This is a genomic window from Pseudomonas sp. G7(2022), assembly GCF_052660475.1.
In genome coordinates this window covers 658,280-674,931 of the sequence record NZ_CP109659.1, presented here as the reverse complement: position 1 = coordinate 674,931, position 16,652 = coordinate 658,280, and the positions used below count along the sequence as shown (strand labels likewise).

Sequence of the window (16,652 nt, the reverse complement as noted above, 5' to 3'; positions counted from 1 at the left end):
ACCATGGCGCACTGCTGTGGCTGCGGTACATAGGTATCGCAGCAGGGTAACTTGTCAGCGGGAATTGCTGGCTCGAACGGCGCTTTCATTCCCGCATAAAGGGGCTAATATTCGAACGCCCCGCCTTGAATTTCCAGGAACCCGGACATGCGTTTATCCGAATTCATCCGGCAACACACGGATCACATCGTCGAGGAGTGGGAACAGTTCGCCAGGACCATCACCCCGGCGGCCGACACCATGGATCGGGCAGCGCTGCGCGATCATGCCCGGGCGATTCTGCTGGCCGCCGCGCGCGACATGGAAACCGCACAGACCGCCAGCGAGCAGCTCGCCAAGGCCAAGGGCGAAGGCCCGGAGAAAACCCCGAGCCTGGACGAGGCCGGCGCCAGCCACGGTGAGTTGCGTCATACCGTGGGCTTCGACTTGGTGCAGATGACGTCGGAGTTCCGCCATTTGCGTGCCTGTGTGATCCGCCTCTGGGTCGGCAGTCTGGAATCCCCGGACATGGCGTACTTTCAGGACATGATCCGCTTCAACGAAGCCATCGATGAAGCCCTCGCCGAATCGACGGCGGCCTACGCCGAACAGGTCAATCGTTCGCGGGACATCTTTCTCGCCATTCTTGGCCATGACCTGCGCGCCCCCTTGCAGGCGGTGAGCATGTCCAACGAATTGCTGATGCGCAAAACCACGCTTGAGGGCGATGCGCTGACTTGCGCACTCAACATCAAGCACAGCGCCCGGCACATGGCGGCGATGGTCAGCGACCTGCTGGAACTGGTGCGCAGCCGCCTCGGCAGGAGCCTGCCCATCGAACCGGCGCCGATGGATCTGGCCGACACGACGCGGGCAGCGATCGCCGAAGCCTGCGCTGCCAATCCCGAGTGCGACCCGATGCTGAAAATCGAAGGGGACACCCGAGGTGTCTGGGATGCGGGACGGCTGGATCAGTTGCTGCAGAACCTGATCGGCAACGCCCTGCAACATGGTTCGAACCCGCGCGAAGTGATCGTGACCCTGCGTGGCGAGAACGACGCGGTGCATTTGTCGGTGCACAACTATGGCGAACCGATCCCGGATGAGGCGATCGGCACGATATTCGATCCGCTGGTACGCAGCGCCGATGAAGAACTCGGACAACCGTCCACCAGCCTTGGCCTTGGGCTGTTCATCGTCAAGGAGGTGGTGACCGCCCACGGCGGGACGATCGAGGTCAGCTCAAGCGAAACCGACGGAACGCTGTTCAGCGTGATGCTGCCAAGGAAGACCTGAAGCGGTCACTCGATCACCAGCCGCGCCAGACGCTGGCGAAGCATACGGTTCTCGGCCCGCAGCTCCTGCACCTCTTCCAGCAGGTCCAGCGCCAGGGCGACGCCTTCCCATTCCAGCTCCAGGTCGCGCCGCAACTTGGCGGCGCGCTTGGCCAGGACCAGTTCGTAGTCGGTGAAACGCCATTCCCGGGGCTGCGTGCCCTGAGGTTCGAGGATGCCGTGTTCGACGATTTCGATCACGTAGACGTCCGACAGATCGGCCGCCTCACAGAATTCTGCCATGTCCAGTTGAACGATCAGGGGGCTGCTCATGATGGGCTACTCCGTCGTCAGTATCAGAAGTTCTCTCGCGGATTGAAGGCGGCCTTCTTCGCCAGTTCCTGCCACAGTGCCTTGACGTCATCGCCGTTGGCTTTCGGCATCACGGCCTTGAGCTGGACAAACAGATAACCGCGCTCGCCGGCCTTGTTCTGCAGGCCGTGGCCCTTGGCGCGCATGCGCTGACCGTTCTGGCTGCCCGCCGGCACCTTCAGGTTGATCTTGCCGGTCAGGGTCGGTACGGCCACTTCGGTGCCCAGCGCCAGTTCCCACGGTGCCAGCGGCAAGGTGATGATCAGGTTTTCGCCTTCAACGTCGAATTTCGGGTGCGGTGCGAAACGGATGGTCAGGTACAGATCGCCATTGGCGCCGCCACCGATGCCCGGTGCGCCCTGGCCCTTGAGGCGGATGCGCTCGCCGTCGGTCACGCCCGCCGGGATCTTCACGTTCAGGCTCTTGCTGGTGTTGCTGATGTGCTGACCGTTGGCGTTGTATTGCGGTACCTGGAAGCTGATCTTTTTCGATTCGTTCGACAGGGTTTCTTCCAGGAAAATCGGCAGTTCCAGTTCCACGTCTTGCCCTCGGCGCCCGGCGCTGCGAGATTGCCGGCCAGCGCCGCCACCGAAACCGGGACCGCGATTGCCGAAGATCGAACTGAAGAAGTCCGAGAAGTCACCGGTGTCGCCACCGCCGCCGCCAAAACCGCCACGGCTCTGCCAGCCCGGCGGGCCCTGGAACGGCTGACCGTGCTGGCCATAACGACGCAGTTCGTCGTATTCGGCGCGCTTGTCAGCGCTTTTCAGCGCTTCATAGGCTTCCGAGGCGTCCTTGAACTTGGCCTCGGCGTCCTTTTCCTTGCTGACATCGGGGTGATATTTGCGCGCGAGCTTGCGATAGGCCGCCTTGATCGCCTTGTCGTCAGCCGTTGGCTCCACGCCGAGTATCTTGTAATAGTCTTTGAAGTCCATCGAAGGAGTCACCATCCGTTATCGATTTCGCGCCATCTTCAGCATGCGCCGATTTGCGCGTGCCGGGTTGACCGATCTCAAGTTTGTGACCGGGTGGCGCAGCAGAAGTTTATCGGCAGTGGACGGCGGTTCTTGCGACCACCGGTGTGTCTGCCGGCCCATGCCAGCAAGTTTGGGGCAAAGCGCCGACTTTCAAGCAAGCTTAGTCGCTAAATAGCAGATGACCGGCCTTCGAATCTGTCGCGCACTGACATACACTGCGCGGCCGTTTTTTTGACCGGAACCGAAAGACCATGAAAGACGCCTCTCCAGCCCGTGCCTGCGGCATCGACTTCGGCACGTCCAACTCCACCGTCGGCTGGCTGCGCCCCGGCATGGAAACGATGATCGCGCTGGAAGACGACAAGATCACCCTGCCGTCGGTGGTCTTTTTCAACATCGAAGAGCGCCGCCCGGTGTACGGACGTCTGGCGTTGCACGAGTACCTGGAAGGCTACGAAGGCCGGCTGATGCGCTCGCTCAAGAGCCTGCTCGGTTCCAAGCTGATCAAGCACGACACCAGCGTCCTTGGCACCGCGATGCCGTTCAAGGACTTGCTCGGACTGTTCATCGGTCAGCTCAAGAGCCGCGCCGAAGCTGCCGCCGGTCGTGAATTCGAGCAGGTTGTACTGGGCCGTCCGGTGTTCTTCGTCGACGACGATCCGCTGGCCGACCAGGAAGCCGAAGACACCCTGGTGGAAGTGGCACGCAAGCTCGGTTTCAAGGACGTGTCGTTCCAGTACGAACCGATTGCCGCGGCCTTCGACTACGAGTCGACCATCGAAAAGGAAGAACTGGTACTGATCGTCGACATCGGCGGTGGTACCTCGGACTTCTCGCTGGTGCGCCTGTCGCCCGAGCGTCGGGGGATGGACAACCGTCACGACGATATCCTCGCCACCGGCGGCGTACACATCGGCGGGACCGATTTCGACAAGCAATTGAGCCTGCAAGGCCTGATGCCGCTGTTCGGCTATGGCAGCCGCATGAAGAGCGGTGCGCTCATGCCGACCAGTCACCACATGAACCTGGCAACGTGGCACACCATCAACTCGGTGTACTCGCAGAAATCCACCCTGGCCCTGGGCAGCATGCGCTACGACATCGAGGACACCGGCGGCATCGACCGTCTGTTCAAACTGATCGAACAGCGCGCCGGACACTGGCTGGCGATGGAAGTGGAAGAAACCAAGATCCACCTGACCCACAACGACAGCCGTCACGTGCCGCTGGATCGCATCGAGCCGGGGCTGAGCGTGGAACTGAGCCGCGCCCTGTTCGAAGCGGCGATCGATGCGCAACTGGAGCGGGTACGTGGCAGCGTTACGCAATTGCTGGCGGACGCCAACGTGGCGGTGGGTCAGGTCGATACGGTGTTCTTCACCGGTGGTTCGAGCGGCATCCCGGCGTTGCGCAACAGCGTTTCGGCGATGTTGCCGACCGCACGGCATGTGGAAGGGAACATCTTCGGCAGCATTGGCAGCGGTCTGGCGATTGAAGCCATGAAACGCTATGGCTCGGTGAACTGATCCAAAAGCGGCGCTGCGCCCTTCGCGAGCAAGCCCGCTCCCACAGGTTCAGTGTGATCCTGTGGGAGCGGGCTTGCTCGCGAAAGGGCCAGTTCAGACGCTGGAAGTCTGGATCAAACCATCCCGCCCAGCTTCAACTCACTCTTCAGGTACGCGTAATAGATCGGCCCCGCCACCACCCCCGGCAGGCCGAACGCGGCCTCGAACACCAGCATCGCCAGCAGCAACTCCCAGGACTTGGCACTGATCTGCCCGCCGACAATGCGCGCGTTGAGGAAGTATTCGAGCTTGTGGATAAAGATCAGGTAACCCAGCGCGGCAACCGCCACCCAGATCGACAGTGACAGGCCGACGATGGTGATCAGCGTGTTCGACATCAGGTTGCCGATCACCGGCAGCAGACCGAGCAGGAAGGTCAGCACGATCAGGGTCTTGGTCAGCGGCAGCTTGATCCCGAACAGCGGCAGGATCACCGCCAGGAAGATCCCGGTGAAAAAGGTGTTGAGCAGGGAAATCTTGATCTGCGCGAAGACGATATTGCGAAACGCCTGAACCAGCAGGTGCAGACGGTCGAACAACGCAGCCGCCAGCGGCTTGCGCTTGGTGACGTCCGGCACGCGCTGCAAGGCGATGATCGCGCCGAGCACCATGCCGATCAGCAGCGTCACGAACATGTGCGCCGCGTCCTTGCCCACCAGTTGCAGGTCGGCCAGGTGTTTGCTCATCCAGTCGCCGATGGCCACCCGGAACTCGGCAGCGCTGGCCGGCAGGTAGGCGTCGATGAACGGCGGCAACTGCCCGCGCGCGCGGTCGACCACGCCCATGAATTTGTCGAGGGAAGCGCCGGGGTTTTCCGCCTCGTGCAGCAGGAAACTGATGGCCCCGGCAAAGATCAGCGCCAGCACACTCACCACCAGCGTGCCCAGCAACGCCACCGCCAGCCAGCGTGCGCGGCGACCTTCGATCAGCCGCTGCAGTTGCGGGGTGAGCATGTTGACCAGCTCGAACACCAGCAACCCGGCCAGCAGACTGGGCAGCAGACGCAATGGCAACACCAGCAACAGACCGCCGAAAATGATGATGCAACTGACCCAGAACACAACATGACGCTCAGAAAACGTTGGCATACAGCCTCAAAACGAACGGCGTAAAAGGATTGGCAGTCTGCCAGCGATCCTTGGGGAGCACTAGGGATATGCGGTATATGTGGGTTTGGTGCCTGACTTGCGGCCCAGCCCTCACCCTAGCCCTCCCGAAACGTCGGACCGCCCGTAGGGAGAGGGAACTGACCGAGTAGATTTAGAGAATTCCCGCAACCTGACAGACCCGGTCGATTTCGGATTCAGCACCGCACATTCAGGTCGACATAAATACCAGCCATCCCCAAATCGGTCCCCTCTCCCTCTGGGAGAGGGTTAGGGTGAGGGTTGGTTCTCAAGTCGAACCCATCCCGCCGAGCCACCTCATTTTTTCTTCAGACAATCACTCATGAACGTCTTGCGCGCATCGCCCGTCAGCGCCTTGGTCTTGGCATCGGCATTACAGGTCTTCATCTTTTCCTGCTGCGGGGTCAGGGTCTTGGCGTCATTGGCGGCCGGCGCGGCCTTGAGGCAAGTGCTCATGAAGGCTTTGCGCTCGTCACCCTTGAGGCTCTTGGCCGTGGCGTCGGCGTTACACGTAGTCATCTTGTTCTGTTGCGCCGTGGCGGCGAAACCCTGGGAGCACAGCAGCAGACCGATCATCAACAAAGGGACACGCAACATCTTCATGGAGTTTTCTCCTTGTCGCCGCATCGATGGATACGGCCTCCGGCTGAGTGTAGTCAAAGCTTGTTACACCTTCCTAGCCTCAAGGTGACTGCGCCGGTATTGTTCCGGCGTACATCCGGCCTGCCGCGCAAACATGGCAATGAACGCCGAGCCGCTGCTGTAGCCGAGATCGAAGGCGATTTCCTGCACGCTACGCGTACTTTCCAGCGCCTCGATGGCCGCGAGATAGCGCAGCCGCTGACGCCATTCGCCGAAACTCATCCCCAACTCCCGCACGAATTGCCGGGCCAGCGTGCGCTCGCTGACATGCACCTGCGCCGCCCAGTGCGCCAGCGGCTCATTGTTGCCGGGCTCGGCCTGCAGGGTTTCGAGGATCGTCAGCAACCCGGGGCTGCTGGCGTATGGCAGATAACACTGATGAACCGGCGCCTGGCGCAGTTGATCCACCAACACCTGGGCCAATCTCTGGTCGGCCTCGAGCGCGGGGATTTTCACATCGCGGGCGGCGAAGTCCTTGAGGATGGCCTTGAGAATATCGCTGATCGCCAGGGTGCAGGCCTGCGCCGGCAAGTCGCAACAGACATCCGGCGCCAGGCAAACCGCCCGATAATTGACCGGCTGATGGCTGTAGAAACTGTGCTCGACCTGCGGCGGCACCCACACCGCGTATTGCGGCGGTGACATGAAACGACTGCCGTCGACATCCATGTGCAGCACGCCGTGGGCCGCGTACTCCAGCGTGCCCCACGGATGGCGGTGCGGCGCGGCGTATTCGTGAGCGTTGAAGTCGGCGTAGCGGAAATACACAGCCGATGGCAGTTCGCTGAAATCCAGCAGATCGATGTGTTTACTGTTCATGCTGTCCGGAATCAGAGGCAGGTTGTCCGGTTCGCAGTATAGGCCTGCATCCAGACAGGGGATAATCGCCGTTCATCAACGTACTGGTTTCTCCTCCCATGCAATACGCGTTTCCCCTGCTGGCGATTTTCATCTGGGCCGGCAACACCGTGATCAACAAACTGGCCGTCGGTGCGATCTTCCCCGCCGAGATCGGCTTCTACCGCTGGCTGCTTGCCGGCCTGCTGTTTACCCCGTTCATGCTCAAGAAAGTGATCGCGCACTGGCCGCAGATTCGCCCGAATCTCGGCAAGATCTTCATCCTCGGCGTGCTGGGCATGGCGGTCTATCAGAGCCTGGCCTACTTCGCCGCGACCCTGACCAGCGCCACCAACATGGGCATCATCCTGTCGCTGATGCCGTTGATGTCGCTGGCCATGGCGATCATCAGCCTCGGCCAGCGCCTGACCGCCGGCGCGCTGGTCGGTGCGGTGCTGTCGTTCGCCGGCGTGCTGGTGGTGGTGTCGTCCGGCAGTCTCGGCGCACTGCTGCAACACGGGGTGAACCTGGGGGACGCAATGATGCTGATCGCCACCCTCGCCTACGCGATCTACAGCACCCTGCTGAAAAAATGGCAGCTGCGCCTGCCGCCGCTGGTGTTGCTGTATTTGCAGGTGCTGGTGGCGGTGGTGGTGCTGTTTCCGCTGTATGCCGCGTCGCCGAAAACCGGCCTGACCCTGCAGAACATTCCGCTGGTGCTGTACGCGTGCCTGCTGGCCTCGATGCTCGCGCCGCTGGCGTGGATGCAGGCCGTACAGCGTCTGGGGCCGAGCCGGACCACGCTGTTCTTCAACCTGCTGCCGTTGATCACCGCGCTGATTGCAGCGGTGGTGCTGAAGGAACAACTGGCGATGTATCACCTGGTCGGTGGTTTGCTGACGCTGGGCGGGGTAATTCTTTCCGAACGCTGGACCACCGTCCTCGGTCGCTCCCGCACTCCGAGCGCCGCCTAGACCCCGGCGGCTTTCAAACGCGCCGCATGCTCGACGAACAGCCGCACCGGATCCGCCCCTTTGCCGACCAGTCCCAGCGACTGGTTGACGATGTCGAAGTGATCCATCGGGTAGTCATCGCCGATGACCGTGCCCAGGTGCGAGCTGTAGCGTCCGACCATGCCGTCGCACTGCCCCGGCTCGCGCACGAAGGTTTTGGCAAACAAACGACAGCTGCGGTTGGTGCCGTCGAACAGGTTGCCACCACGGTCGGTCTTGCCCGGTTGCAAGGTGCCGGACCACGAGTAATAACGCACCCCGTTGACCTCTTCCGGCCCGTGCCCGCCCCAGGTTTGCGGCAGACCCTGTGGATAACGCTGGTTGAACAGCGCCACGCCTTCGCTGGTCAGGGAATGGTGCGAGGCGTGGATATCCACCGGCAGTTTCGGCCCGTGATAACCGGTTTCCAGCAGCGCCATCAGCCAGCCGACAAAACGCAACAGCGCCTCGAGGATTCGGCCCTTGGCGCTGTCCGCCGGATAGTGTTTCGCCAGATAGTCGGCCAGTTCCGAACCGTGATTGGGCCCGGCCACCGATGTGACCGACGCCACCAGGTCCGGACGCTTGGCCGCCGCGTAACGCGCCGTCAGAGAACCCTGGCTATGGCCGAACAGATTGACCTTGGCCGCGCCGGTCTCGCGCAGGATTTCATCGATGCGCGTCAGCAACTGCTCGCCGCGCACCTCGGTGGAATTGAGCGGCGAAACCTGCACCGCGATCACCGTCGCGCCACCCCGGCGCAACGCTTTGATGATCCCGTACCAGTACGGGTACAGCACCAGACGAATGAAACCGAGCATTCCCGGCACCAGCACCAGTGGATAACGTGTGGCCGATTCCTGCGACATGGGCAGACATCCCTGTGGTCGGTGGGTGGAGGCATGACGTGCAAAACGCCCGCCAAGCATCCTCCTCGATGATGACAACTCCACGACCAGCCTACTTCAGCCCCACCACCCCCGCCACAATCAGCCCCACCGACAGCAACTTCACCAGCGTCAGGCTCTCGCCCAGCAGGGCGAAACCGAGAAACACCGTGCCGAGCGAACCGATGGCGGTCCAGATCGGGTAGGCGATGCTCACCGGCAACTCGCGCATTGCCAGGGTCAGGAAGTAAATCCCGCCCACCGCCGCGACCACGGTGATCAGCGACGGCCAGAGCCGGGTGAAACCCTCGGCGTATTTCATGCCCATGGCGAAGGTGACTTCAAATCCTGCCGCGATCAGCAGAAACAGCCAGGCCACCTAGAACTCCCGGGCGAGATCGAGCAAGCGCTGCTCGGCCTCGGCCACCGACACCGCGAAGGTGCGCTCGGCGGACTCCTCGCCCTCGGCGGCGACCACCGTGACGTCGTTGATGCCGATGAACCCCAATGCCGTGCGCAGCCATGGATCGGCGTGGTTCAGTGCCTCCAGCTCGCCGCCCGGGCCGAAACCGAAACCGCCGCGACTGGTGACGATCAGCGCCTTTTTGCCGTGCAGCAGCGGCGTGTACTGGGCGATGCCGTTGTCGAGGGTGTGATCGAACGTGAGGCCCAGACGCACGATCTGATCGACCCAGGCCTTGAGGCCGCTGGGCACGTTGAAGTTGTACATCGGCGTGGAAATCAGCAGCAGGTCGTGATCGAACAGCTCGCCCACCAGTTGATCGCTGAGCGCCAGATCGGCCTGCATCGTCAGCGGCCGTGCCTCGGGCTCCGGGTAAAACGCTGCCGCGACAAACGCTTCATTCACTGCCGGAATCAACGCACGCCCAACCTCGCGGCGGGTGACTTGCGCCTGTGGATGACGGACCTGCCAGGCGCTGAGAAAACTTTCCGCCAAACGCCGCGAATTGGAACGCTCACCGCGAGGGCTGGCATGGATCACAAGAATCTTGCTCATCTGAATCTCCTTGGGACTAGACTTGAATGACTGTGTGGCGCCAGATTGCAGGCATCACTTCATCGCCTCAAATGAGCAAAAATCAGTCTGGATGAATTGATTTCATCCATGGAGTTTTCATGTTCGCAGCCTTGCCCCTGACCGCCCTGCGCGCGTTCGAATCCGCCTCACGCCTGCTTAGTTTCAAGGCGGCCGCCGAAGAACTGGCGGTGACGCCGACGGCGATTTCCCATCAGATCCGCTCGCTGGAGGACTGGCTCGGCGTCGCCCTGTTTGAACGTCTGCCGCGTCAGGTGCGCCTGACCGAGGGTGGCGAGCGGCTGTTCCGCAGCCTGCATGGGGCGTTTCTGGAGGTAGCGCAAAGCGTCGACACCCTGCGCCCGCAACGCAGCGGCAGCAGCCTGACGCTGTCGACCACCGCCGCGTTCGCCGCGCTGTGGCTGGTGCCGCGCCTGGGGCGTTTTTACGCGAAGCATCCGAACATCAATGTGCGTCTGGACACCCACTGCGAAGTGATCGATCTGCACCAGGACGCCAGCGTCGATCTGGTGTTGCGCTACAGCCTCGACGATTACCCGAACCTCTATGGGTTGTGCCTGTTCGATGAATCGTTCGGCGTGTACGGCTCGCCGGAACAGGTGGCGCTGGCCGCCCGCCGCACCCCGGCGCTGATCAGCGTGCATTGGCACAATTCGAAGCTCTACGCTCACGGTTGGGAGGCGTGGTGCGCGCAGTCGGGCGAAAACTGGTTGAATCAACACCCGGCCGTCCGCGAATACGACGAAGAGCATTACGCCCTGCAAGCGGCCATTGCCGGACAGGGGCTGGTGCTGGCGAGCAACATCCTGGTGTCGCAAAGCGTCGCCAGCGGTCTGCTGGTGCCGTACAAGGGCGAGGTACAGGTCGATGGCGCCGGATACAGCGCACTTTGCGTACCGGGCCGCGAGCGGCATCCGCCGGTGAAGGCGTTTTTTGCCTGGCTGCGCGAAGAGGCGCAGCTTTCCGGGCATGTCCCGCGCTGAATCCGACAAAACTTTTTGCCGCGTTCATCACTCACAACCAGGTAACGATCACGTCAGCAGAACGTGACGCCAATCGGATTAGCCTCCAGGAGACTGAAATGAGTGACCTGCATTTGTCTGATGTTCAAACCCTGCGCGAGCGCGCCCGCCAGCACGTGGAAAACGGCGCGGTGACCGAAAGCTACAGCGCCAACCGTGAAGAAGTGCTGCGCCTGCTCAACGAATCGCTGGCCACTGAACTGGTCTGCGTCTTGCGCTACAAGCGCCACTACTTCATGGCCAACGGCCTGAAAGCCAACGTCGCCGCCGACGAGTTCCTCGAGCACGCCACTCAGGAAGCCGAACACGCCGACCGTCTCGCCGAGCGCATCGTGCAACTGGGCGGCGAGCCTGAATTCAACCCTGACCTGCTGTCGAAGATGTCCCACGCGCAATACGTGGCCGGCAACACCTTGAAGGAAATGGTCTACGAAGACCTGGTGGCCGAGCGGATTGCCATCGACAGCTACCGCGAAATCATCCAGTACATCGGCGAAAAGGATCCGACCACGCGCCGGATCTTCGAAGACATCCTGGCTCAGGAAGAAGAGCATGCGGATGACATGGCGGATATCCTGAAAGACCTCTGAGTCCTCCAGATCCCATCGCGGGCAAGCCCGCTCCCACAGGTTCAGTGAAACCCTGTGGGAGCGGGCTTGGTCCGGGCGGTGATCCGACGAAGAGGCCCTGTCAATCACCGATCATTTTGTAGGTTTCACTGTGACGGGTGCCTTGCCCGCCTTCATCTGCTCCAACAGCGGCGCGCACTGGTTCGGCTCGCCACCGCTCGGCGCCACCAGCGCCAGCAGCCCCGCCGCCGGCGCGGCGATCACGCCCAAGGCCACCATTCCCGCCCCGCGCAACATCAGCGGCACAGCTTTGACCCCGGCATCCGGCTTGATGAACTTGCCACGCACGTACAAGGGTGAGCGCAGGGAAATCAGGCGCCAGCCCTTGGATTCCGGCGTCACCGTCAGATCCAGTTGCTCGGTGGCCATGTTCGCTGTGCCGTCGATGTAGATGATCGCGTTCTCGGTATCGAAGACGAACAGCCGCGTGGTCGCCAGGCCGGTTTTGATGTCGAAGTCCGCCGCCGCGCAGTTGATCTTCACTTCCTTGTCGCCAAAGACTTTGCCGACCACGTAGTTACCGACGTTGAGCCCTGCCAGCTCCATCAGCTCACGACTGATGGCGCCGTCGTTGATCAGCATCTTCAGGTTGCCGTTGGCACCGCCCAGCAGTTTGGCCACCGAGTTGCCGCGACCGGCGATGTCGGCGTCGCCGTTGAGCTCGCCGAAACTGGTCTTCATCGGTTCAAAGGTCGGGAACAACTGCTTGAGCTTGAACTTGCGCGCGGTCAGTTTGGCCCGGCCTTCCAGCGGCTCGGTGCGACCGTTGAGGCGAATCTGCGCATCGAGGTTGCCGCCGGCTACGCCGAAACGCAGCGGCTCCAGGCTCAGTTCGCCGTCGTTGAGTTTCAGGTGGGTATAGAGGTCGGTAAACGGCAGTTCTTCGCTGTGAACGATGCGCTTGCCGGTGAATTCGACGTCGGCGTCCATATCGCGCCAGCGCTCGGTCTTGAACTCTTCCACCGGCAGTACCTTGTCTGCCGGCTGCTTGCTTTCGCCGCCACGGGCCTTCTGCTTGGCGTTGGAGTCGGCACCGATCAATGGCGCGAGGTCGGCGAACAACAGTTGATTGGACAGCAGCGCGCCACTCAGCTTGGGTCGCGGCTGGCTGGCGACGTAAGCCAGATCACCATGGATGTCGCTGCTGCCGATCTTGCCGTTGAACTGTTCATAACGAAATTGCGCGCCGCCCGGCTCATGCAGCTTGGCGATCAAATGGCCGTCAGTGGCATAAGGCGGGGTGTCAGGCAGGGTCACGCCGGTCAGCGGATACAGATTGCCGAGGCTGGCACCCGCCAGTTTCAGGCGCAGATCGAGCGCACCGAGATTCAACGGATCGGTCAGGGTGCCGGCGAGTTCGATGCTGGTGTCGCCGATCTTCGCCTGGGCCTGCAACGGGAACGGCTTGCTCGCATCCTGCAGGGCCAGCAGACCGCCGATCTTGCCTTGGCCGGCGAGTTTCTGGCCGTGGTACTGGCCGGTGACTTTCAGGCCGAAGGCGTAATCCTGCGGTGCACCGCCCTTGTCCTGCGCGGTTTTCGCGGCTTTGTCGCCGACGATGTCGCTGAACGGAATCGGTTTGCCCAGCGGATCGATCAACAGGTCGAGGTTGGTCTTGAGGGTCTGGTCATCCAGAGTGACGTGGCCCTTGTCGAAGCCGATGGCACCGATGTCGACCACCCAGTTCGAGGGCTCGGCATTCGGATCCTTGGGATCGAACTTGAAGGTCCAGTTGGCGCGGCCATCGGCCAGGCGCTGCAATTGCGCATTGGGTTCGGTCAGGTCGATGCGCGGGATCGTCACCCGTTGTGCCAGCAAGGCCAATGGCGAGATGCGCAGCTCGACCTTTTTGAGGGTGACCATCTGCGGCTGCTTCGACCAGTCCGGGTTGCCCAGCGTCAGGTCTTCGGCCACCACATGCGGCCACGGCACCCAGGCGCGCCAGCCGCCCTCGTCGAGTTCGCGCCGCCAGACCACCGTCAGGTTGCCGTTGATGGCGAACGGTCGGTGCAATTCTTCCGAGACTTTGGCGTTGAGCGGCGGTTTGATCCGGTTCCAATCGAAAAACACGATGATCAACACCAGCACCGCCAGAAGCAGCACAAGGGTGGCGAAGGTCCAGGCGAAGATTTTACGCGTGCGCGTCATGCACAAAGCTCCTGAAAACGACTGCATCCATTGGCACGACGCAGCTGAAACGGCAGGCCATGATGGCCCTCATGAAATCTGTGACTGACAAACAGTCCGCAGGTTTAATCCAAAGCCCTCATAGAGGGAAAAACGGTCGCCATTCTGACCGATCGGTCGAGCAGGCGTTACCGGCCCCGCACATTTGCGGAGCGCGAGTGGGTGGAAAATACCCACCGCAGTGCAAAACCGCCCGCCTGAAACGCCCGAGCTAGAGCCTCCCAAGCGAACAATCAATTCTGTTGATTATTACCATTGTGTTTATGAACTTTTATATCGACTTATCGAGAGTAGCATTGCCCTCGTACCCACTTTATCGCCCTCCCAAGGAGCAACCCATCATGAAACGCCAACTTCTGTTCAGTCTTACCCTCTCGATGCTGGCCAGCACCGCTTTCGCTCTGCCAGCTGCCGATCAAGCGACTCCGCAAGTCAAAACCAGCCACTCGGTGTTCAGCCAGACCGTTGCTGCTGATGGCTCGGACCGCACTCCACAAGGCCAGACCCTGGCTGAAAACGGTCGCAACCGTCTGGAAGAAAAAGGTCTGGTTCAAGATGGCTATGACAAAACCCCACAAGGCCAAACCTTAGCCGAAGGCGGCCGTGATCGTCTGGAAGAAAAAGGTCTGGTCCAGGACGGTTATGACAAGACTCCACAAGGTCAAACCCTGGCTTCCGACGGCTACGACAAGACTCCACAAGGCCAGACCCTGGCTTCTGATGGCTACGACAAAACCCCACAAGGCCAAATCCTGGCCGAAGGTGGTGGTGACCGTGTGATCGAACGCAACAGTGCTTTGAGCTAAGCCCATGGCGGCCTGGAAAAAAAGCCCAATCCCCGGATTGGGCTTTTGACTTTTCAGAAGCTGGTAAAGAAGAGTCCTGTATAAAGCAGTCGCGATTCCCTCCTGCATCCCCGCTGCCGTTCGACGCCGACAAAGCCGATTTGCTAGAGTGCGGCGCTTGTCTTGCCTAAGAACACACCCTTGCGATGCTGCCCCGCGCCGAACAGAAACAACAGACCCGCAACGCCCTGATGGACGCTGCCCGCCACTTGATGGAAAGCGGCCGAGGATTCGGCAGCCTGAGCCTGCGTGAAGTGACGAAAACCGCCGGCATCGTGCCCACCGGTTTCTACCGGCATTTCGCCGACATGGATGAACTCGGCCTGGTACTGGTCAGCGAAGTCGGCCAGACCTTCCGCGAAACCATCCGCCTGGTGCGCCACAACGAATTCGTCATGGGCGGCATCATCGATGCCTCGGTGCGGATCTTCCTCGACGTCGTCAGCGCCAACCGTTCGCAGTTCCTGTTTCTGGCTCGTGAGCAGTACGGTGGATCATTGCCGGTGCGTCAGGCCATCGGCCGTCTACGGGAGGACATCAGCTCCGACCTGGCGGCGGACCTGGCCTTGATGCCCAAGCTCCAGCACCTCAATCGCGAAGGCCTCAGCGTAATGGCCGACCTGATCGTCAAATCGGTGTTCGCCACCCTGCCGGACATCATCGACCCGCCGGCCGAAGCCCTGCCGGAACATCTGACGCCACAGGCCAAGATCACCCAGCAGTTGCGCTTCATCTTTATCGGACTCAAGCACTGGCAAGGGCTCGGCAGCACCGAGTAGCTCCCTGTTATTAAGCACACAACACATTTCCCCCTGTGGGAGCGGGCTTGCTCGCGAAGGCATTGTGTCAGTCACCTGATTCGTTAACTGACCCTATGCCTTCGCGAGCAAGCCCGCTCCCACATGGGCCATGCATCACGGCTCCGATTTGGTGCATGCAAAAAATTTCATGCACCAAAACACCTCACAATCCTGCAACATCTTGAAACATCCACTACGCTCCGACAGGGTTTTCCTACGTCTCGTCCGATTGGCAAGCCCCTTGCTCTAGCCTGAGCATTGTCCATTGCTGGAAGCTTTCCGATGCTGGTGATTCATCGCAGAATCGACCCCCAACCCGTCTGGGCCGCCGAGTTGCACCTGACCTTCGAGGCCCGGAGCAAAAGTCGCCTGCGCTGTTTCAGTGCCGAAGGCGAAGACGTCGGGTTGTTTCTGGAGCGCGGCCAGCCGCCGTTACATGACGGCGAATGCCTGCAAGCCGAAGATGGCCGGATCGTCCGAGTCTGTGCCCGCCCTGAACAATTGCTGCACGTCACCTGCGCCAACACCTTCGAACTGACCCGTGCGGCCTATCACCTGGGCAATCGCCACGTCGCGCTGCAGGTCGGTGACGGCTGGTTGCGCCTGCTCGACGATTACGTGCTCAAGGCGATGCTTGAACAACTGGGTGCGCAGGTCGAATCGATCGAAGCCCCGTTCCAGCCGGAACACGGCGCCTACGGTGGCGGCCATCACCATTCGCGGCACGGTGACGAAGACTTCAACTACGCGCCGAAACTCCATCAGTTCGGCGTCCGTTTGTGAACCCGGCCTGGGCGCTGCTGCGCCTGGCCAGTCCGCAGTTGCCGATTGGCGGCTACAGCTATTCCCAGGGCCTGGAAATGGCGGTGGATAACGGCCGCGTCGACAGCCCGGACAGCGCTCGCCGCTGGATCAGCGATCAATTGCTGCTCAACCTTGCGCGGTTTGAAGCCCCCATGCTGCTCGCCCATTGCCAGGCCGCAGCGGACGAAAATTGGGATGAGCTGCTGCGTATCTGCGAAAGCCACCGCGCCAGCCGCGAAACCCGCGAGCTGCATCTGGAGAGCCGGCAGATGGGCTACTCATTGCAGCAATTGCTCAACGGTTTGCCCGAGCTCGACGCACCGGCCCGCGATTTTCTTGAGCAATGCACCGAACCGCACCTGGCCCTGTGCTGGGCATTGGCAGCCCGCGCCTGGCAGATCAGCCCGCAGGACGCCCTCGCCGCGTGGCTGTGGAGCTGGCTGGAAAACCAGCTCGCGGTGCTGATGAAAACCCTGCCGCTGGGCCAGCAAGCCGCCCAGCGCCTGACCAGCGAACTGCTGCCGCTGCTGCAACAGGCCCAGCAGGACGCCACCCGAATCAATCCCGAACACCTCGGCAGTGTCGCGTTCGGTCTGTCCCTGGCGTGCATGGCCCATGAGCGCCAGTACAGCCGCCTGTTCCGTTCCTAGGGCCTA

The 16,652-nt window shown here is 61.5% G+C and carries 18 protein-coding genes; 9 read left to right on the top strand and 9 right to left on the bottom strand.

Features of this window, described 5'->3' with window-relative positions; translation table 11 throughout:
* The first annotated feature begins 147 nt into the window (after window positions 1–147).
* Window positions 148–1,275, top strand: a complete 1,128-nt coding sequence (locus NE357_RS02930) for a sensor histidine kinase (protein WP_169428653.1) — start codon at window positions 148–150, stop codon at window positions 1,273–1,275.
* 5 nt (window positions 1,276–1,280) lie between these two features.
* Here the strand turns inward: NE357_RS02930 and NE357_RS02925 are convergent, their stop codons facing one another.
* Window positions 1,281–1,586 (bottom strand): chaperone modulator CbpM, encoded by a 306-nt coding sequence (locus tag NE357_RS02925; RefSeq protein WP_169428652.1) that lies wholly within the window; start codon window positions 1,584–1,586, stop codon window positions 1,281–1,283.
* Between the two features lie 23 nt (window positions 1,587–1,609).
* Window positions 1,610–2,560 (bottom strand): DnaJ C-terminal domain-containing protein, encoded by a 951-nt coding sequence (locus NE357_RS02920; RefSeq protein ID WP_169428651.1) that lies wholly within the window; start codon window positions 2,558–2,560, stop codon window positions 1,610–1,612.
* Between the two features lie 293 nt (window positions 2,561–2,853).
* On the opposite strand from NE357_RS02920, the gene NE357_RS02915 reads away from it, so the two are divergent.
* A complete protein-coding gene (locus tag NE357_RS02915) occupies window positions 2,854–4,128 on the top strand; it encodes an Hsp70 family protein (RefSeq protein WP_169428650.1) in 1,275 nt (424 codons plus the stop codon).
* Window positions 4,129–4,241: 113 nt separating this feature from the next.
* On the opposite strand, the gene NE357_RS02910 is transcribed toward NE357_RS02915, so the two are convergent.
* The 3 genes from NE357_RS02910 to NE357_RS02900 form a co-directional block, all read right to left on the bottom strand.
* Entirely contained in the window at window positions 4,242–5,255 is a 1,014-nt protein-coding gene (locus NE357_RS02910) for an AI-2E family transporter (RefSeq protein ID WP_169428649.1), read from the bottom strand.
* Window positions 5,256–5,591: 336 nt separating this feature from the next.
* Entirely contained in the window at window positions 5,592–5,897 is a 306-nt protein-coding gene (locus tag NE357_RS02905; RefSeq protein WP_169428648.1) for a PsiF family protein, read from the bottom strand.
* Between the two features lie 63 nt (window positions 5,898–5,960).
* Window positions 5,961–6,755: an AraC family transcriptional regulator gene (locus NE357_RS02900; protein WP_169428647.1), complete on the bottom strand. Its 795-nt coding sequence runs from the start codon at window positions 6,753–6,755 to the stop codon at window positions 5,961–5,963.
* Window positions 6,756–6,853: 98 nt separating this feature from the next.
* Between NE357_RS02900 and NE357_RS02895 the strand changes: the two genes are divergently transcribed.
* Complete coding sequence (locus NE357_RS02895; protein WP_169428646.1) at window positions 6,854–7,747, top strand: DMT family transporter; 894 nt, start codon at window positions 6,854–6,856, stop codon at window positions 7,745–7,747.
* On the opposite strand, the gene NE357_RS02890 is transcribed toward NE357_RS02895, so the two are convergent.
* The 3 genes from NE357_RS02890 to NE357_RS02880 form a co-directional block, all read right to left on the bottom strand.
* Window positions 7,744–8,634, bottom strand: a complete 891-nt coding sequence (locus NE357_RS02890; RefSeq protein WP_169428645.1) for an esterase/lipase family protein — start codon at window positions 8,632–8,634, stop codon at window positions 7,744–7,746. The genes NE357_RS02895 and NE357_RS02890 overlap by 4 nt on opposite strands.
* Window positions 8,635–8,725: 91 nt before the next feature.
* Window positions 8,726–9,031, bottom strand: a complete 306-nt coding sequence (locus NE357_RS02885) for a DMT family transporter (protein WP_007950617.1) — start codon at window positions 9,029–9,031, stop codon at window positions 8,726–8,728.
* Complete coding sequence (locus tag NE357_RS02880) at window positions 9,032–9,670, bottom strand: FMN-dependent NADH-azoreductase (protein ID WP_169428644.1); 639 nt, start codon at window positions 9,668–9,670, stop codon at window positions 9,032–9,034.
* Between the two features lie 119 nt (window positions 9,671–9,789).
* Between NE357_RS02880 and NE357_RS02875 the strand changes: the two genes are divergently transcribed.
* Together NE357_RS02875 and NE357_RS02870 are read left to right on the top strand one after the other, a co-directional pair.
* Entirely contained in the window at window positions 9,790–10,692 is a 903-nt protein-coding gene (locus NE357_RS02875) for a LysR substrate-binding domain-containing protein (RefSeq protein ID WP_169428643.1), read from the top strand.
* A 98-nt stretch (window positions 10,693–10,790) separates the two neighbouring features.
* Window positions 10,791–11,321, top strand: coding sequence for a ferritin-like domain-containing protein (locus NE357_RS02870; protein ID WP_064379129.1), 531 nt, complete (start codon window positions 10,791–10,793; stop codon window positions 11,319–11,321).
* Between the two features lie 111 nt (window positions 11,322–11,432).
* On the opposite strand, the gene NE357_RS02865 is transcribed toward NE357_RS02870, so the two are convergent.
* Window positions 11,433–13,508, bottom strand: coding sequence for an AsmA family protein (locus tag NE357_RS02865; protein ID WP_169428642.1), 2,076 nt, complete (start codon window positions 13,506–13,508; stop codon window positions 11,433–11,435).
* A gap of 380 nt (window positions 13,509–13,888) precedes the next feature.
* Here NE357_RS02865 and NE357_RS02860 point away from each other — a divergent pair, with 380 nt between their 5' ends.
* The 4 genes from NE357_RS02860 to NE357_RS02845 all read left to right on the top strand — a co-directional run bounded on the left by NE357_RS02860 (window position 13,889) and on the right by NE357_RS02845 (window position 16,646).
* Window positions 13,889–14,353, top strand: a complete 465-nt coding sequence (locus NE357_RS02860) for a hypothetical protein (RefSeq protein WP_169428641.1) — start codon at window positions 13,889–13,891, stop codon at window positions 14,351–14,353.
* A gap of 185 nt (window positions 14,354–14,538) precedes the next feature.
* Window positions 14,539–15,171, top strand: a complete 633-nt coding sequence (locus tag NE357_RS02855) for a TetR family transcriptional regulator (protein ID WP_007950628.1) — start codon at window positions 14,539–14,541, stop codon at window positions 15,169–15,171.
* Between the two features lie 303 nt (window positions 15,172–15,474).
* Window positions 15,475–15,975 (top strand): urease accessory protein UreE, encoded by a 501-nt coding sequence (ureE, locus tag NE357_RS02850; RefSeq protein ID WP_169428640.1) that lies wholly within the window; start codon window positions 15,475–15,477, stop codon window positions 15,973–15,975.
* Window positions 15,972–16,646: an urease accessory protein UreF gene (locus tag NE357_RS02845; protein WP_169428639.1), complete on the top strand. Its 675-nt coding sequence runs from the start codon at window positions 15,972–15,974 to the stop codon at window positions 16,644–16,646. Before ureE ends, NE357_RS02845 begins: the two co-directional genes overlap by 4 nt.
* Window positions 16,647–16,652: the final 6 nt, after the last annotated feature.

What these genes read in the sequence shown, in the direction of transcription:
- NE357_RS02930 (WP_169428653.1), top strand. Translation starts at nt 148, where the DNA reads ATGCGTTTATCCGAATTCATCCGGCAACACACGGATCACATCGTCGAG.
- NE357_RS02925 (WP_169428652.1), bottom strand. Translation starts at nt 1,586, where the DNA reads ATGAGCAGCCCCCTGATCGTTCAACTGGACATGGCAGAATTCTGTGAG.
- NE357_RS02920 (WP_169428651.1), bottom strand. Translation starts at nt 2,560, where the DNA reads ATGGACTTCAAAGACTATTACAAGATACTCGGCGTGGAGCCAACGGCT.
- NE357_RS02915 (WP_169428650.1), top strand. Translation starts at nt 2,854, where the DNA reads ATGAAAGACGCCTCTCCAGCCCGTGCCTGCGGCATCGACTTCGGCACG.
- NE357_RS02910 (WP_169428649.1), bottom strand. Translation starts at nt 5,255, where the DNA reads ATGCCAACGTTTTCTGAGCGTCATGTTGTGTTCTGGGTCAGTTGCATC.
- NE357_RS02905 (WP_169428648.1), bottom strand. Translation starts at nt 5,897, where the DNA reads ATGAAGATGTTGCGTGTCCCTTTGTTGATGATCGGTCTGCTGCTGTGC.
- NE357_RS02900 (WP_169428647.1), bottom strand. Translation starts at nt 6,755, where the DNA reads ATGAACAGTAAACACATCGATCTGCTGGATTTCAGCGAACTGCCATCG.
- NE357_RS02895 (WP_169428646.1), top strand. Translation starts at nt 6,854, where the DNA reads ATGCAATACGCGTTTCCCCTGCTGGCGATTTTCATCTGGGCCGGCAAC.
- NE357_RS02890 (WP_169428645.1), bottom strand. Translation starts at nt 8,634, where the DNA reads ATGTCGCAGGAATCGGCCACACGTTATCCACTGGTGCTGGTGCCGGGA.
- NE357_RS02880 (WP_169428644.1), bottom strand. Translation starts at nt 9,670, where the DNA reads ATGAGCAAGATTCTTGTGATCCATGCCAGCCCTCGCGGTGAGCGTTCC.
- NE357_RS02875 (WP_169428643.1), top strand. Translation starts at nt 9,790, where the DNA reads ATGTTCGCAGCCTTGCCCCTGACCGCCCTGCGCGCGTTCGAATCCGCC.
- NE357_RS02870 (WP_064379129.1), top strand. Translation starts at nt 10,791, where the DNA reads ATGAGTGACCTGCATTTGTCTGATGTTCAAACCCTGCGCGAGCGCGCC.
- NE357_RS02865 (WP_169428642.1), bottom strand. Translation starts at nt 13,508, where the DNA reads ATGACGCGCACGCGTAAAATCTTCGCCTGGACCTTCGCCACCCTTGTG.
- NE357_RS02860 (WP_169428641.1), top strand. Translation starts at nt 13,889, where the DNA reads ATGAAACGCCAACTTCTGTTCAGTCTTACCCTCTCGATGCTGGCCAGC.
- NE357_RS02855 (WP_007950628.1), top strand. Translation starts at nt 14,539, where the DNA reads ATGCTGCCCCGCGCCGAACAGAAACAACAGACCCGCAACGCCCTGATG.
- ureE (WP_169428640.1), top strand. Translation starts at nt 15,475, where the DNA reads ATGCTGGTGATTCATCGCAGAATCGACCCCCAACCCGTCTGGGCCGCC.